Consider the following 16,751-nt stretch of genomic DNA (forward strand, 5'->3'; position numbering starts at 1 on the left):
CCCGCTGAGGATTACGACGCGTTTCCGGTCCTGCCGTGATCGCGATATCACTCCGCGGATAAGGATCCGCAGTTCGCATTCAGTGCGTTGTCCGCCCTGCTGCGAACCGCAGGCGGCACCTGAGCTGTGACCAGCGCTGATGCTGTGTTCCTGGGTTCTAAACCTGCTACAGGGTCCCTGTCTTTACCCCTCCCAGCAGAAGCTCCCAAACGGTCGATGTTGCGGGTTCGATGAGAAAGAGAGCCACGCCCATATCGCTGATACGAGAAGGTGCCGAATGTCTGACAATAACAACAGCCGTCGCCGGTTCCTGCTGGGTGCGGCCGGTATCGCGTCGACTCCTCTGGTCGCCGGACTGGTGGGCTGCACCTCCGATGATCAGGTGACAGCGGCCGACCGCAGCGTCGCACCGGCCGGGGGCGGGGAGACCGCGACGACGGCGATCACTCTGGCCGCCCGTCGGCGGCTCGGCTCGCTGGAGGTGTCCAGCCTCGGGCTCGGTTGCCAGACCATGCCGGGCAATCTTTACGGGCCGGTCAGCAGCCGAGAGAACATGGTCGGGATCATCCGCACCGCCGTCGATCAAGGGGTCACCTTCTTCGACACGGCGGAGGTGTACGGGCCGCTGGAGTCGGAGCGCATCCTCGGTGAGGCGCTGCAACCGGTCCGCGACCGCGTGGTGATCGCGACGAAGTTCGGGATGAACGTCGACCCGCAGACCGGCGAACGTGGCGAAGGCTTCAACAGCCGGCCCGATCACATCCCGCAGGCCGTCGACGCCATGCTCCAGCGACTGCGCACCGACCACATCGACCTTCTCTACCAGCACCGCGTCGACCCCGCCGTGCCGATCGAAGATGTGGCGGGCGCGGTCAAGGAGCTGATCACGGCGGGCAAAGTCCGGCACTGGGGCCTGTCCGAGCCGGGCGTGCAGACGATCCGCCGGGCTCATGCGGTGCAGCCGCTGACGGCGATCCAGAACGAGTACAACCTGCTGTGGCGTGGTTCTGAGGAGCAGGTCCTGCCGCTGTGCGAAGAGCTCGGTATCGGGTTCGTGCCGTGGGCGCCGCTGTCCTACGGCTTCACGACCGGAACCATCAATCCCTACACCCGGTTCGCCGAAGGTGACTTCCGGGCGATGGTGCCGCGGCACTCGCGGGAGAACATGGCCGCGAACATGGCGGTGGTGCAGTTGCTGCACGACTGGTCGGTGCGCAAGGGCGCCACCCCGGCACAGCTGTCGCTGGCGTGGTTGCAGGCGCAGAAGCCGTGGATCGTGCCGATCCCGTCCGCCACCCGCACGTTGCACCTGCTGGAGAACATCGGCGCCGAGGAGGTCACCTTCGCCGGCAACGAGCTGCAGGAGTTCACGACTGCTCTGAACGCGATCGAGATCAAGGGGGAACGCCTGCCCGCGCCGGTGCTCGCCGGGACTGGAGTCGAGGCGCCGATGCCGTGACCTGCGGGCCGCGAAGGGGGGCTTTACCCAAGGGTGTAATGACAGGGACCCCCTCCGGCCGCGCCGGCTCCCTAGCCTGGGCTGCGTGGACAACCGCAGCGAGATCCGCGACTTCATGATGTCCCGCCGAGCCAAAGTCAGCCCGCAACAGGTGGACCTGCCGGTACACGGCCCCCGCCGAGTCCCTGGCTTGCGGCGCTCCGAGGTCGCACGGCTCGCCGGAGTGAGTATCGAGTACTACACCCGGCTGGAGCGCGGCAACCTCGCCGGAGTCTCCGACAGCGTCCTGGACGCGGTCGCCCGTGCACTGCGACTGGACGACGCGGAACGGACGCATCTGGCGGACCTCGCCCGCAACTGTGGACCGGCGGCGCGCCGCCGGCGCCCGGACCCGAGCCGCAAGGTACGCCCCAACCTGCAACGCCTGCTGGACGCGCTGACTGGCGCGCCGGGGTTCGTCCTCGACCGCCGCGCTGATCTGGTTGCCGCAAACCCGTTGGGCCGGGCCCTGCTCGCGCCGCTCTACGAGCGCGCCGGCGCGCCCAACCACGCCCGGTTCGTGTTCCTCGACGCCCGGGCCGCGCAATTCTGGACCGACTGGGCGAAGGTCGCCGACGACGTAGTCGCACTGCTGCATGTGCAGGCCGCCCGCTACCCGTACGACAAAGGACTGACCGAGCTCATCGGTGAGCTGAGCACTCGCAGCGATCAGTTCCGCACCCGCTGGGCGCGTCACGACGTGCGCGCCCATACGACCGGTGTCAAACGCCTGCAGCACCCGGTGGTCGGCCCGCTCGAGTTGACCTTCGAGGTGCTCATGCCGGCTGCCGACGACGACCAGGCCCTGGTCGTGTACTGCGCCGAGCCCGGTAGCGCCTCGGCGGACGGCCTTCGGCTGCTCGCCGGCTGGGCCGCCACCGGCGGCGGGCAACTCGCCCGGCCTGACGATGCGCCGCTACCGAACGGGTGATGGCAGCTGGGAAGGATGACGATGAACAGGCACCCACGCCGCGCGGTACTCAAGAGCGCGCTGGCCGGTGTTGCCGGGACAGCGGCGAGCGCAATGGTGAACGCTTGTGGTAGTTCACCGGTGACGTCTCCGGCAGGCGGCAGCGCGTCGCGCAGCGCGGCGGCCACGTCGTCCTCAGGCGGCCGCACGGTGCTGTTGGCCTATTTCTCCCGTGCCGGGGAGAACTACTTCAACGGCGGCCGCCGGCGTCTGACGGTCGGCAACACCGAGGTTGTCGCGGGTTACATCAGCAGGCTCATCGGCTGCGAAGTCCACAAGATCGAGGCTGTCGACCCGTATCCCGACGAGTATCAGCCGACGGTCGAGCGTAACTTGCAGGAGCAGCGAGGCGATGCCCGGCCGGGCATCGCCAACCCGCTGACCTCGATCGACGGGTACGACACGATCCTGTTGGGCAGCCCGATCTGGAACGTCCGAGCGCCCATGATCATGACCACGTTGGTCGAAGGCCTCGATTTCACCGGCAAGACGATCCACCCGCTCACTACGCACGCGATGAGCGGTCTCGGCACGACAGAACGTGACTACGCCGCGTCCTGCCCCGGCGCGCGACTGGGGGAGGGCCTTGCTGTGCGCGGTGAGGAAGTCGCCGACGCCGAGCCCGCGGTCGACGCGTGGCTACGCCGGATCGGCCTGCTCACCCGCTGATCTACGGAAGGTCGCGGATCTGCAGCTGGCCGGCCCGCCCACGGCCGCCAGCTCTGGCTTGAGCCCGGGCTGACGTCATTCGGCTCCGGCTGTGGCGCTCTGCTTCGTCGCGGCCCAGGTGGCGAGCAGTTCGAGGCCGTCGCCGGAGGCAGTGCCCGGCTCGGCGGAGTAGGTGACAATGCTCAGAGCCTCGTCACCGGGCAGCTCGAGCGCTTCGTAGGCCAGTTCCAGTTCGCCGATGGCCGGGTGGTGGAACCGCTTCGTGCCGTGGCGGTGCACGTAGACGTCCTGGGCGGCCCACCACGTGCGGAAATCGTCGCTGCGCATGGACAGCTCCCCGATGAGGTTCATCAGCTGCTGGTCGTGGGGGTTCTGAGCGGCGGCGATGCGCAGCGCGCCGACCGCGGAGCGGGCGGTCTTCGCCCACTCGGGGTAGAACATCTGGGCGTGCGGATTCAGGAATGTGAATCGCAGCGAATTGACCGGCAGCGCCGGGCCGCTGACGAATAACGGCGCGTACAGCGCCATGCCCAGCGGGTTTGCCGCCAGGATGTCGAAGCGGTAGTTGCGCAGGAACGCGGGAACCCCGGTCATCGAGTCGAGCAGGCGGCGGATCGTAGGCCGGATCTCCGGCGTGCTGTCACGGCGTGCACGGGTGCGTGCCGGTGCCGGGCCGGCGGCGCGTGCCAGGTGGTGCAGGTGTGTGGTCTCGGTGTCGTCGAGGTGCAACGCGCGGGCGATGGCGTCCAAGACGCTGTCGGAGGCGCCGGCCAGGTTGCCGCGCTCCATCCGGGTGTAGTACTCGACGCTGACCCCGGCGAGCGCGGCGACTTCCCCTCGGCGCAGTCCGGTCACGCGACGGCTGCCGTACGCCGGGATACCCGCCTGCTCCGGGCTGACCTTCGCCCGGCGTGAGGTGAGGAACGCGCGGACCTCGTCGCGGTTGTCGATACCCATACCCCCACGTTAGGGAGGCCACCGGAATTGAGGGGGTCCCTGTCGTTACCCCTTTGGTCCGTGCCTCCCTACCAGAGCCCGCTGGCGATTTGCTGAGAGCATGTCCACTTCCTCGCCCGCGGCGCCCACGAGGCCTGATGCCGCCACAGCGCAGCCGGCAACACGGCCCGGCGCGTCGTTGACGGTGGCGATGCTCGGCTTCGCCGTCGTCACCCTCGACACCCAGGTCGTCAATGTCGCACTGCCCGACATCAGCGCCGGCTACGGCGGCAGTCTGTCCGGTCTGCAGTGGGTGGTCACCGGCTACACGTTGATGTTCTCCGCCCTGCTGCTGTTCGCCGGCACGTTCTCCGACCGCGTCGGCGCGCGTCGCGCGTACGGAATAGGCATGATGATTTTCGTGGTGGCATCCGCGGCCTGCGGCCTGGCACCGGGGCTCGGCTGGCTGGTCGCGGCACGAATACTGCAGGGCGTCGGCGCCGCCCTGATCACCCCGACCTCGCTGGCGTTGATCCGGGCCGCCTACCCCGACGGCGCCGCCCGGGCCAAGGCCATCGCCTACTGGGCGATGGGCGGAGCGATCGCCGCCGCGGCCGGACCGGTCCTCGGCGGCGCGCTGACCCAACTGGATTGGCGGCTCATTTTCTTCCTCAATCTGCCGGTCGGCCTCATCGCTGTGCTGGTGCTGCGCCGCGCCGCCGAATCACCCCGCACCATCGTGCCGTTCGACTGGACCGGCCAGATCGCCGCGGTGCTTGCTCTCGCCGCACTCACCTTCGCGGTCATCGAAGGCGGAGCCCTCGGCTTCGCCAGCCCGCTGATCCTCGCCGCGTTCGCGCTCGCCGTCGCCGCCATCGTCGTGTTCCTCGCCGCCCAGGTCCGAAGCCGTCACCCCATGGTGCCTCTGGGCCTGTTCCGCTCCCGCACCCTCGGCGTCGCCCTTGCGGTCGGCTTCCTCGGCATGGTCGGTTTCTACGGCGTCGTCTTCCTCCAGTCGCTGTACTTCCAGCAGCTGCGCGGCGCGTCGCCGTTTGTCACCGGCCTGCTGTTTCTGCCGATGACCGCCCTGGTCGCGGTCCTCAACCCGCTCGCCGCCCGCACCGCCGCCCGATTCGGCCCCGTCGTGCCGATCGTCGGCGGCCAGCTGGTGATGGCCGCCGGCCTTGCCGGCCTCGTACTGTTACCCGCCGACGCGCCGACGCTGCTGGTGGCCGCCGTCATGGTGCCGGTCGGTGTCGGGGGCTCGTTCACCGTCCCGCCGATCACCGCACTGATCCTCGACAGCGTTCCGCGTGAGCGCGCCGGCACGGCCGGTGGTGTCTTCAACACCTTTCGCCAGATGGGCGGGTCGCTCGGCGTTGCCGCCTACGGTGCCGTCGTCGCGAGCCGGCCCACCTTCCTCGCCGGCCTGCGGATCAGCCTCACCGCCACCGCGATCCTCATTCTGTTCACCGCTGCCGCAAGTCTGGCGTTGCGTCCCGCGCGCACATGAACCAGCCCTGATGGGGCAAAACCTGCTACGGCATAAGCCAGGAAAGGACCCACCATGCGAGCCACTCTCTACGGCGGTCCCGGTGACATCACCGTCGGCGAGCGCCCCGACCCGCGTCTGGAGACTCCCGCCGACGCGGTCGTACGGGTGACGCTGGGCTGCGTCTGCGGCTCCGATCTCTGGTATTACCGAGGGGTCAACCCGCACGCGCTCGGCCCGATCGGCCACGAGTTCATCGGCGTCGTCGAGCAGGTCGGCGCTGACGTCAGCACGCTGCGGCCCGGGGACCTTGTCGTGGCACCGTTCACTTTCTGTGACGGCACCTGCGCCAACTGCCTCGCCGGCTGGCAAGGGAACTGCCTGCACGGCGGCTCGTTCGGCAACCACGGCGTCGACGGCGGGCAGGGCGAGTACGTCCGCGTTCCGTTCGCTGACGCCACACTGGTCAAGGTGCCGGGCCACGGGCACTCGGACGCTGTCCTCAAGTCGCTGGTGGCGCTGTCGGACGTGATGTGCACCGGGCACCACGCCGCGGTCAGCGCCGGCGTGAAGGCCGGCGACACCGTGGCGGTCGTTGGCGACGGGGCGGTCGGTCTGTGCGCGGTCATTGCCGCCAAACGCCTCGGCGCCGAACGGATCATCTCACTGAGCCGCAATCCCGTACGTCAGGCTCTCGCCCGCGAGTTCGGCGCGACCGACATCGTGACCGAGCGCGGCGACGACGCCACCAAGCTGATCATGGAGATGACCAGTGGTATCGGCGTCGATGCTGCCCTGGAATGCGTCGGCACCGGCCAGTCGATGGCCACCGCATTCGGGATCGCCCGGGTCGGGTCGATCGTCGGCGCCGTCGGTGTGCCGCACGACTCTGTCGTGCCGATTCAGACGGTCATCTTCCGTAACATCGGGCTACGCGGCGGTGTGGCACCGGCCCGCCGCTACATCCCGGAGTTGCTCGACGACGTCCTGGCCGAGCGCATCAATCCCGGCCTCGTCTTCGACTACGAAACCGACCTCGACGGGATCGGCGACGCCTACACCGCGATGCTCGAGCGCCGCGCGACCAAGTCACTCGTGCGGATCGGCGCCTAAACGTGCTCTGGGGGACCCTGCCAGTACCCGTTTCCACAGAGACTCCCTGCGGCGGTCCCGGCGCTGTTAGCTGGTTCGGGCGGCCGCGCGGTCGTGGCCGCACCGAGAAGGAGACACGGTGGCGAACGAATCGACGATGACGTCCTGGACGAGTGACGAGCTGACGGCGATCGGCTGCGCCGAGGAACTGCTGATCGCGTCGCTACGCGACGACGGCACCCTGCGCCCGTACGTGACGATCTGGGTCGTGCGCGTCGATGGCGATCTGTATGTCCGCTCGGCCCGCGGTGTGACCAGCCAATGGTTCGCCCGGGCCGTGCGCAGCGGCGCCGGCCGCATCCGGGCCGGCGGCCTGGAACGCGACGTGACATTCACCGAACCCGCAGGCGCCGACCATGCCGACATCGACGCCGCCTACCACGCCAAGTACGACCGCTACGGGCCCGCCATCGTGGGATCCGTCGTGGGGGAGAAGGCGCACCCGGTCACCGTCCGCCTGCTTCCCCGACCCTGAGAGGAATGGCCAGCATGTCCACGATCCCGCAGCTGACGTTGAACAACGGCGTCGAGATGCCCGCCCTCGGATTCGGTGTCTTCCAGACTCCGCCGGACGAGACCCGCTCGGCGGTCGAGGCGGCGCTGTCGGCCGGCTACCGGCACATCGACACCGCAGCCGCCTACGGCAACGAGCGGCAGGTCGGCGAGGCCGTCGCGAAGTCCGGCCTAGACCGCTCGGCGGTCTTCCTCGAGACCAAGATCTGGATCAGCGATTACGGGTACGACGAGACGCTGCACGGCTTCGACAAGAGTGCCGGCAAACTCGGCGTCGACCAGATCGATCTGCTGATCCTGCACCAGGCCCTGCCGTCGGATTTTGACAAGACTCTCGGCGCCTACCGTGCCCTGGAGACGCTGCTGGCAGACGGCAAGGTCCGCGCCATCGGCGTCAGCAACTTCATGGTCGACCACCTGACCGCGTTGCTGGACAGGGCCACGGTGGTGCCCGCGGTGAACCAGATCGAGGTGCACCCGTACTTCGCTCAGCGTGAGGTGCAGGCGTTCGGCGCCCAGCACGGCATCCTGTCCCAGGCGTGGTCACCGATCGGTGGCATCACGTTCTACCGCGAGGGCGAGCACACCAGCACCCTGCAGGACCCGGTGATCGCCGGGATCGCCCAGGCGCACGGCAAGACGCCGGCGCAGGTGATGCTGCGCTGGCACCTGCAGCAGGGCCGCTCGGCGATCCCGAAGTCGACGAAGCCGGCCCGCATGGCGGAGAACTTGGACGTCGTCGACTTCGAGTTGACCGCCGACGAGCTCGCCGCCATCGACGGCCTGGACACCGGCAAGCGCGGCGGCCCTGAGCCCGCCGTCATCACCCTGGAGAACTTCCACCGCGACATCCCCGAAGCCTGATCCGACTCGCCGTCGCCCATCAGCCGCCGGGCAACGGCGGCTTCACCCCCCGACCGACGACACGGAGGAAAACCAAATGCGCACCGCCAAGCTCGGTGAACTCGAGGTTGCCCGGATCGGCCTGGGCGCCATGGGCATGTCACATGGCTACACCGGCGCCGGCAGCGACGACGCCGAGTCGATCCGCACCATCCACCGTGCCGTCGAGCTCGGGGTCACGCTGATCGACACCGCGGAGATCTACGGCCCGTACGTCAACGAGGAACTCGTCGGCCGGGCGCTGAAGGGCCGCCGCGATCAGGTCGTGCTGGCCACCAAGTTCGGCCTCGTCGCGCACGACGGCCGCGGCCCGTGGACGCTGGACAGCAGCCCCGACAACATCCGCACCGCCGTCGAAGGCTCGCTGAAGCGGCTCGGCACCGACCACATCGACCTCTACTACCAGCACCGGGTCGACCCGAACACCCCGATCGAGGAGACCATGGGCGCCCTCGCGGAGCTCGTGAAGGACGGCAAGATCCGCTACATCGGCCTGTCCGAGGCCTGGATCGACACCATCCGCCGCGCCCACGCCGTGCACCCGGTCACCGCCCTGCAGTCGGAGTACTCCCTCTGGACGCGCGACCAGGAACAGGTCCTTCCCGTGCTGCGTGAGCTCGGCATCGGCCTGGTGCCGTACTCCCCGCTCGGGCATGGCTTCCTCACCGGCGCCCTGCGCACTCCGGCCGACATCGAGCGCCTCGACGACGACGACTTCCGCAAGAGCAATCCGCGGTTCACCGGCGAGAACTTCCAGCGCAACCTGCGCATCGCCGACGAGGTGCAGCATGTCGCCGACGAGGTGGACGCCACCCCGGCCCAGGTCGCCCTGGCCTGGCTGCTGACCCGCGGTGGCGACATCGTCCCGATTCCCGGCACCAAGCGGGTCAGCCGGGTGGAGGAGAACACCGCCGCCGACGCCGTCGAACTCACCCCCGAGCAGGTCGCCAAGCTTGACGCGCTGACCCCGGCCGAGGGCGGCCACCACACCGACGAGCAGATGCAGATGATTGAGCGCTGAACCGCTCCACGGTGCCGGACGTCCGGCTCGCCGGCCACGGCCCGTCGCGGTGCCGGCCTCACTGAAGTTGGAGGCACGCGATGAGGAAGGTACTGACAGCACTGACCATGTCCGTGGTCGCGTTGGCCGCGTCGTCCGGCGCCGCCCGTCCGCAGCCGGAGACAGACAAGGAGAGACGACAGGTGATCACCCGCAGCGGCACGCAGCCGTCCAGCATCGGCCCGGCCGAGAACTTCACCGGCGACGTGCATGTGCAGGCATTGTTCGCCGCGGAGGACACGGCCGCGTATGGCGGCGCGTACGTCACCTTCCAGCCCGGCGCACGGTCCGCGTGGCACGTCCATCCCGCGGGGCAGCGGCTGGTCGTCACCGAGGGAACCGGTCTGACCCAGCAGTGGGGTGGCCCGGTCGAGCAGATCCAGGCCGGAGACGTCGTCTGGTGCCCGCCCGGTGTCAAACACTGGCACGGGGCCGCGCCGCATTCGGCCATGACGCACCTCGCCATGAGCAGTGTGCTCGACGGCCGCACCGTCACGTGGATGGAGAAGGTCTCCGACGAGCAGTACGGCAGCTACGCCGAGCCGGAACACAACATTCGCGGCCTGACTCGACAGCAGCAGACGATGGTGACCATCGCGGCGTTCACCGCGGCGGGACGGCTGCCCGAACTGCGTAAGGCGTTGAACGAGGGCCTGGACGCCGGGCTGACCGTCAACGAGATCAAAGAGATCCTGGTTCAGCTGTACGCCTACGCCGGCTTCCCCCGCAGCCTCAACAGCATCACAACATTCATGACCGTGCTGGATGAACGCAAGGCCGCCGGCATCATCGACGAGCCCGGCCCGGAGCCGAATCCGCTACCCAGCGACAAGAGCAGCCTCGAGCTCGGCACGGAAAACCAGACCCGATTGGTCGGCGCGCCAGCGAGCGCTCCCTACATCACCTTTGCGCCGGCGATCGACCAGTTCCTCAAAGCGCATCTGTTCGGCGACATCTTCGGCCGCGACAACCTCAGCTGGCAGAGCCGGGAACTCGCCACGATCGCGGCTCTGGCCAACCTCGGCGGCGCCGACGCACAGCTGCGGTCACACTTCGCCGTCGGCCTCCACAACGGGCTGACCGAGGAGAATCTGCGAGGTCTGGTGTCCGTCCTGCACGCCGAGGCGGGTCAAGCACAGGCCGCCACCGCACGCCGCATTCTCGAAGAGGTGCTGAGCAACAGACCCCGGTAAGACGGCGCTGGCAAGCCGAACATCGCCTTGATATGTGAATTTCTATCAGCAAGTTCGAAGGTCAGCGCTGGAAGGCTGATGCCCATGGCGCAAGAACCGCAAGGTGCAAACGGTGGCACTGAGCTGGGTCGTTTCCTGCGTGCCCGTCGTGCGCAAGTAACCCCTGAGCACGCGGGCATCGGGGTTGGCCCCGGATGGCGGCGCACCCCCGGGCTGCGCCGGGAAGAGCTCGCCGCGCTGGCCGGGGTCAGCGTGGACTACTACATCCGGCTAGAGCGCGGCAAGGAGCATCGGCCCAGCCATGCCGTCATCGACGCGTTAGCCGCCGCGCTCCGCCTGGATGCGAACGAGCGTGGGCACCTGTTCGCCATCGCCACCCGGGCAACCAGCATGCTGCCGAAACCGTCCGTGGTGCCTGACGAGTGCCGGCCGGCGCCAGGCACCGATCTGCTGCTGGAGCGCCTGCGCCCATATCCGGCGCGGGTGCTCAGCCGCACCCTGGACCTGCTCGCCTGCAATCCCGGTGGACTGCGGACGTTGCCCGGCATCGAGGATTGGCCGGTGCAGCGGCGCAACGTCATCCGTTACGTGTTCCTGCACCCGGCGGCCCGTGCACTGTTTCCGGACTGGAAACTCATGACAAGTGGCTGCGTCGCCCGTCTGCGCGCCGTGGCTGGTCGCGAGCCGGACGCCCCGGACGTCACCGAGCTGGTCGCCGAGCTGGCGACTGCGAGCACAGACTTCGCCTGGCTATGGGACAGGTACGAGGTGCGCCCGTTCACCGGGACGTCCAAAACCCTCCACCATCCGCAGGTCGGCACCATGACCCTCACGGTCCAAGCCATGCAGATCGAGGGCACCGCCGGCCATCGGCTGGTGACCTACCTCGCCGAACCCGGCACACCCGATCACGACGCACTGGTTCTGCTGGACCGATAACGCCTGGAGCCGTGCCGGACGATGGCCGGCACGCTCTTGCGTGGAAGTCGCACGTCCAGTGAGATAGCCGTGGGAATCGCGGCCAGTAACGTTCACGAGGCGGCTTCAAAAGGGGTATTGGCAATACACCCTTCCCGCGAGCGGATTCGTCGGCCCCACGCTGCGGTTTTCCAGATGGGGGACCTGAAGTTACCCCGAATTGGATTCCCGGGTAAGTGCGGGCCTCCCCGGTGATCGGGCCTTCCCCTAGCGTCGTGCCTTAACCCGGTAACGCAGGTCCCACACTTGCGTGTCCCCCCACTCGAACCGAGGCCCGGCCCGAAATCCCTGTTGGCCGGGCACCGACCTCGATCGCCCGAGCGGCGCGCCGTCAGGCGTGCCGCCGAACTATCGGATGAACCAGCAGCCGGCCTCCACACGCAGCTTTCCTGAAGCCGGTGTCGAAACGGAGACAATAATGAATCGTCGTGATTTCCTGAGACTCAACGTTGGTGTAGGTGCGGCGGCAACTCTCGCGGCATGTGGCAGTTCGGGCCCGTCCGGCGGGAGCGACAGCAGCGGCGCTGAGGGTGCGGCAACGTATTGGGCGCTGAGCGGCATGCCCAGCGAGCCGATCCGTCGCGCGGCTGTGGACCGCTTCAACAAGGCCAACCCGGACACACCGATCACGGGCTCGTACTTCCAGAACGATGCGTACAAGCAGAAGATCAAGACCGCCATCGGGGCTGGCGAGGGCCCGTCGATGATCTTCAACTGGGGTGGTGGGGGCCTCAAGAGCTATGTCGAGGCCGGCCAGGTCGACGACCTCACCGGTTGGTTCGGCGAAAACGCCGCGGTCAAGGACAAGATCATCCCGGCGTCGTTCGGTGCGGCCACCGTGGACGGCAAGATCTACGCGATGCCGGTCGAGAGCGTGACGCCGATCGTCCTGTTCTACAACAAGAAGGTCTTCGAGCAGGTCGGCGTGCAGCCCCCGCAGACGTACGGCGACATTCTCGATCTGGTCCCGAAGTTCAATGCTCAGGGCATCGCGCCGTTCTCCATGGGTGGCCAGTCCCGCTGGCCCAACATGATGTGGCTCGAGTTCCTGCTCGACCGCACGGCCGGCTCCGACGTGTTCAACCGCGTCTTCGCCGGCGAGAAGAACGCATGGTCCGACCCGGCGGTGCTGACCATGCTTACGATGGTTCAGGACCTGGTGAAGGCGGACGGTTTCCAGAAGGGCTTCTCCTCGACCACCGCCGACTCGAACGCCGACCAGGCCCTGCTCTACACCGGCAAGGCCGCGATGATGGTGCACGGCACCTGGTCGTACGGCATCCAGAAGGCCAACGGCGGCGACTTCGTCTCCAGCGGCGGCCTCGGCTTCATGAACTTTCCCCCGATCGACGGCGGCAAGGGCGACCCGGGTAACGCGGTGGGCAACCCCGGCCAGTACCTGTCCATCTCGTCGAAGGCCCCCCAGGCGCAGAAGGACATCGCCAAGAAGTACTTCTCCACCACCCTGGTAGACGACGAGGAGGTCAAGGGCTGGGTCGGTGCGGGCTATGTGCCGACGCTCAAGGACAGCGCCGCGCAACTCGCTTCATCGCCGAACGCGGACTTCCTTAACTTCGTCCACGAGACAGCGGTGAACGCCAAAACCTTCCAACAGTCGTGGGACCAGGCGCTGAGCCCGACCGCGGCCGAGACCCTGCTGGACAACATCGCCAAGCTGTTCCAGTTGCAGATCAGCCCGCAGCAGTGGGTCGACAGCATGAACGGGGTCATCGGCAAATGACGACCCTCGCTCCGCCCGCGGTCCGCGTCGACCAGGTGCCCACCGCGAGCCGCGAGCGGGGCGGCTCCGTCCTCTGGATGACCATGCCCGCGCTGCTGATGTTCCTGGCGTTCGGGCTCATCCCGCTGCTCGGTGCGCTCGGGCTCAGCTTCACCACCTGGGACGGCATCGGTGACATCCGCCCGACCGGCCTGACCAGCTGGAAGGCGGCACTGAGCGACCCCGGGCTGCCACACGCACTCGGCATCACGTTCCAGATCATGTTTCTTTCCTGGCTGGTGCAGACCCCGCTATCCATCCTGATCGGCGTCTTCATCGCCGCGCGACACCGCTATCGCGGCTTACTCGCCGTGCTCTACTTCATCCCGCTGCTGCTCAGTTCAGCGGCCATCTCGATCACCTACAAGGCGATGCTCGACCCCAACTTCGGCATCGGATCCGGGCTCGGGATCAGCGCGCTCAACCAGGACTGGCTGGGTGACCCCACGCTCGCGATGGGCGTCCTGATCTTCGTGGTGTCCTGGCAGTTCATCCCGTTCCACTCACTGATCTACCAGGGCGCGGTCCGGCAGATCCCCATCGCGCTCTACGAAGCGGCGCAGATCGACGGCGCCGGGCGGTTACGCCAGTTCTTCCTGATCACGCTGCCGCAGATCAAGTACACGATCATCACGTCCTCGACGCTGATGGTCGTGGGCTCGCTGACCTTCTTCGACCTGATCTACGTGCTCACCGCCGGCGGCCCGGGCGACGCCACCCGGGCTCTGGCCCTGGAGATGTACCAGAAGGGGTTCATGGCCAACCTGATGGGTCCGGCGAGCTGTATCGCGGTGATCCTGGTCCTGGTCGGGGTGGCCCTGGCTCAGCTGCTGCGGCGGCTCGGTGGCCGCGGCGACGAGAGCCAGATGGAAGGGATGTGACGTGGCGACCATCGACACCGGCGCCCACCGGCGGATCACACCGGCCCGCCGGAAGGCGCGGTCCAATTGGCTGGGCGGCACCTTCGGCTGGGTCTGGCTGCTCATCGTGATGCTGCCGATCTACTGGATCGTCATCACGAGCTTCAAGACTCAGGCGAACTACTTCGTCACGAACACGTTCGCCCCGCCGTCCACCCCGACCTTGGACAACTACCGGTCGGTCATCGAAAACGACTTCGTCCGGTACTTCCTCAACAGCATGGTGGTCACGGTAGGTGCGGTGGTCCCGGCCGTCGTGATCTCGTTCATGGCGGCCTACGGCATCGTCCGCGCCGCCCGTGATCGCCGGGTCAGGTCGATCAACTCACTGTTCCTGACGGGCCTGGCCATCCCATTGCAAGCAGTGATCATCCCGGTCTACCTGATCATCATCCGGCTCGAGATGTACGACACGCTGCTGGCGATTATCCTGCCGTCCATCGCGTTCGCCATCCCGCTGTCGGTTCTGGTGCTGGCCAACTTCATCCGCGACGTGCCGCGCGAGCTGTTCGAGTCGATGCGGATGGACGGCGCCACCGAGTGGGGCACGCTGTGGCGGCTCGCCTTCCCGCTCACCCGCCCCGCACTGGTCACCGTGACCATCTACAACGCGCTGGCCATCTGGAACGGCTTCCTGCTGCCACTGGTACTCACCCAGAGCCCCGAGCAGCGCACCATGCCGCTCGCGCTGTGGACCTTCCAGGGGCAGTTCGGCATCAACGTGCCGGCCATCGCGGCGTCGGTCACGCTCACCACCATCCCCATCGTCCTGCTGTACGCGGTCGGCCGTCGACAGCTGCTCAGCGGCTTGACCGCTGGGTTCGGTAAGTAGGAGGGAAGACGTTGAAAGCACCTGGACGCATATTGCTGTGCGCAAGCGCCGCCATAGGTTTGCTGGCGGGCTGCGGTTCGGTCGTGGGGAGCATGAGTTCCCCGGCAGGTCGAGGCGCACCGCCCATCGAGACCGCCCTTTCCTCCGACCCACCGGTCGTGCGTACCGTGTCCGGCTCCGTACGCGGGGTGACGGAGGCCGGGGTGCAGAGTTTCAAAGGCATCCCCTATGCCGCGCCGCCGGTCGGCGCCTACCGTTGGCGCCCGACCCAGAAGGCGAAGCCGTGGCCGGGCGTCCGTGACGGCAGCCAGTTCGGCGCCGACTGCGCGCAGGCGGGCCGCGGCACACCCCCGCCCCAGGGCTACTCAGAGGACTGTCTGTTCGTCAACGTGTGGCGCCCGTCGGGGGCCAAGGTGGGTGCCAAGTTGCCGGTGATGGTGTGGATCCACGGCGGCGGCTTCGTCGCCGGCAGTGGCGCGCAGCCGAATTACTCGGGTGAGGCGTTCGCGCGCCAGGGCGTAGCGCTGGTCACCATCAACTATCGGCTGGGCCGGTTCGGCTTCTTCGCCTTTCCGGGGCTTACCGCCGAGCACCGCGGCGAGGTCAAGGGCAACTACGGCTATCTCGACCAGATCGCCGCGCTGAACTGGGTGCGGCGCAACATCGCCGCGTTCGGTGGCGATCCCCGCAACGTCACCATCTTCGGTGAATCGGCGGGTGGCGTCTCGGTGCACACGCACCTGACCTCGCCGTTGTCGCGCGGAGTCTTCGACAAGGCCATAATCCAGTCCGGCGGCGGGCGCGACGGCGTGCTGACCGGCCGGCCGCTGCGCGCCGACGGGGCCGATCCGCTCTACCCGGTCTCGGCCGAGACGATCGGCGTCAACTTCGCACAACGGTACGAGATCGAGGGCACCGGCGCCGCCGCGCTCGCCCAGCTGCGCGCGCTCGACACCGCGCAGGTCGTCGACGGCGGGCAGGAGACCGCTGGGCCGGGCGGTCCACCGACCTATCCGGGGCCGATCCTCGATGGCCGGCTCGCTGTCGAAACCGCGGAGAGCGCCTACCGGGCCGGCCGGCAGAAGCGCGCGCCGCTGATGATCGGAACGAACAGCGCCGACTTCATCGGCTTCGTCGCCGCCGACAGCAAGGATGAGTTGTTCGCCCAGTTCCGGGAGCACGCGGCCTGGGCGCGGGCGGTCTACGATCCCGACGGCACCGCCACCCTGCAGCAGGTGCTGATGATGGTCGGCATCGACCGCGCCCAGGCCGAGCCCGCGCGGTTCACCGCCAATGCGTTCGCGCGCGTGGGGGCACCCACTTATCTCTATCGCTTCTCCTATGTCCCGACCGCGCGTCGCGACCAGTGGGTGAACGGGGTTCCCCACGCGGCGGAGATCCCCTTCGTCTTCGACACCCTCGCCGCCGGCGGCACGCAGCCGACGGCGCAGGACAGTGCGGTGGCGCGGCTTGCCAACACCTACTGGGCCAACTTCGCGCGCAACGGCAATCCGAACGGCCGCACGGTGCCGCAATGGCCCCGGCACGCCGTCGGCCGCGACTCGATCACCGACTTCAGCCCGGACGGGACGATTGTCGCGGGACCCGATCCTCGCAAGGAACGGCTGGACGTGTCCGAGGCCGCGGGCGGACTGCCCCGACCGCGCTGAGCCGGCCAGGCCACCGCGCGGCAAGGCAGTCGCGCGGTGGCGGGCCGGTCAGCCCGGCGTGCGCATCGCTGTCGGCTGGGGCCCAGCCACGACGGCCGTTGCCTTGGTGGCCTTGCGTTGCAGGACTACCGCAAACAGCGGGTCGACCTGGCGCAAGCCCACGCGGAGACAATCGCCGTCGATGA

At 68.1% G+C, this 16,751-nt stretch carries 15 protein-coding genes; 14 read left to right on the forward strand and 1 reads right to left on the reverse strand.

The features are described from left to right. Positions 1–277 precede the first annotated feature (277 nt). The 3 genes from OHA21_RS00510 (at position 278) to OHA21_RS00520 (ending at position 3,137) form a co-directional block, all read left to right on the forward strand. Positions 278–1,459, forward strand: a complete 1,182-nt coding sequence (locus OHA21_RS00510; RefSeq protein ID WP_328468964.1) for an aldo/keto reductase — start codon at positions 278–280, stop codon at positions 1,457–1,459. An 85-nt stretch (positions 1,460–1,544) separates the two neighbouring features. Then, on the forward strand, positions 1,545–2,429 hold the full coding sequence (locus OHA21_RS00515) for a helix-turn-helix transcriptional regulator (protein WP_328468966.1): 885 nt from the start codon (positions 1,545–1,547) through the stop codon (positions 2,427–2,429). A 15-nt stretch (positions 2,430–2,444) separates the two neighbouring features. Continuing rightward, positions 2,445–3,137, forward strand: coding sequence for a flavodoxin (locus OHA21_RS00520; protein WP_328468967.1), 693 nt, complete (start codon positions 2,445–2,447; stop codon positions 3,135–3,137). Between the two features lie 75 nt (positions 3,138–3,212). On the opposite strand, the gene OHA21_RS00525 is transcribed toward OHA21_RS00520, so the two are convergent. Further along, a complete protein-coding gene (locus OHA21_RS00525; protein ID WP_328468968.1) occupies positions 3,213–4,094 on the reverse strand; it encodes a helix-turn-helix transcriptional regulator in 882 nt (293 codons plus the stop codon). A gap of 100 nt (positions 4,095–4,194) precedes the next feature. Here OHA21_RS00525 and OHA21_RS00530 point away from each other — a divergent pair, with 100 nt between their 5' ends. The 11 genes from OHA21_RS00530 (at position 4,195) to OHA21_RS00580 (ending at position 16,566) form a co-directional block, all read left to right on the forward strand. Continuing rightward, positions 4,195–5,586, forward strand: a complete 1,392-nt coding sequence (locus OHA21_RS00530) for an MFS transporter (protein ID WP_328468970.1) — start codon at positions 4,195–4,197, stop codon at positions 5,584–5,586. 54 nt (positions 5,587–5,640) lie between these two features. Continuing rightward, positions 5,641–6,678, forward strand: coding sequence for a zinc-dependent alcohol dehydrogenase family protein (locus tag OHA21_RS00535; protein ID WP_328468972.1), 1,038 nt, complete (start codon positions 5,641–5,643; stop codon positions 6,676–6,678). A 118-nt stretch (positions 6,679–6,796) separates the two neighbouring features. Further along, positions 6,797–7,192: a DUF2255 family protein gene (locus OHA21_RS00540; RefSeq protein WP_328468974.1), complete on the forward strand. Its 396-nt coding sequence runs from the start codon at positions 6,797–6,799 to the stop codon at positions 7,190–7,192. A gap of 5 nt (positions 7,193–7,197) precedes the next feature. Then, positions 7,198–8,094 carry an aldo/keto reductase gene (locus OHA21_RS00545; RefSeq protein WP_328468976.1) on the forward strand — a complete coding sequence of 299 codons (897 nt, stop codon included), beginning with the start codon at positions 7,198–7,200 and terminating at the stop codon, positions 8,092–8,094. A gap of 76 nt (positions 8,095–8,170) precedes the next feature. After that, entirely contained in the window at positions 8,171–9,154 is a 984-nt protein-coding gene (locus OHA21_RS00550) for an aldo/keto reductase (protein ID WP_328468978.1), read from the forward strand. An 80-nt stretch (positions 9,155–9,234) separates the two neighbouring features. Continuing rightward, complete coding sequence (locus OHA21_RS00555) at positions 9,235–10,386, forward strand: (R)-mandelonitrile lyase (RefSeq protein WP_328468980.1); 1,152 nt, start codon at positions 9,235–9,237, stop codon at positions 10,384–10,386. Positions 10,387–10,470: 84 nt separating this feature from the next. Beyond that, the gene (locus OHA21_RS00560; protein WP_328468982.1) at positions 10,471–11,325 is read left to right on the forward strand and encodes a helix-turn-helix domain-containing protein; all 855 of its coding nucleotides are present in this window, start codon (positions 10,471–10,473) and stop codon (positions 11,323–11,325) included. Between the two features lie 394 nt (positions 11,326–11,719). Beyond that, on the forward strand, positions 11,720–13,105 hold the full coding sequence (locus OHA21_RS00565; protein WP_328468984.1) for a substrate-binding domain-containing protein: 1,386 nt from the start codon (positions 11,720–11,722) through the stop codon (positions 13,103–13,105). Further along, positions 13,102–14,025, forward strand: a complete 924-nt coding sequence (locus OHA21_RS00570; RefSeq protein WP_328468986.1) for a carbohydrate ABC transporter permease — start codon at positions 13,102–13,104, stop codon at positions 14,023–14,025. The genes OHA21_RS00565 and OHA21_RS00570 overlap by 4 nt, the downstream gene beginning before the upstream one ends. Position 14,026: 1 nt before the next feature. Further along, positions 14,027–14,896 (forward strand): carbohydrate ABC transporter permease, encoded by an 870-nt coding sequence (locus tag OHA21_RS00575; RefSeq protein WP_328468988.1) that lies wholly within the window; start codon positions 14,027–14,029, stop codon positions 14,894–14,896. A 158-nt stretch (positions 14,897–15,054) separates the two neighbouring features. Then, positions 15,055–16,566 carry a carboxylesterase/lipase family protein gene (locus OHA21_RS00580; protein WP_328468990.1) on the forward strand — a complete coding sequence of 504 codons (1,512 nt, stop codon included), beginning with the start codon at positions 15,055–15,057 and terminating at the stop codon, positions 16,564–16,566. The last annotated feature ends 185 nt before the right edge of the window (positions 16,567–16,751 follow it).

It is taken from the genome of Actinoplanes sp. NBC_00393 (genome assembly GCF_036053395.1).
In the GTDB taxonomy this organism is placed as follows: domain Bacteria; phylum Actinomycetota; class Actinomycetes; order Mycobacteriales; family Micromonosporaceae; genus Actinoplanes.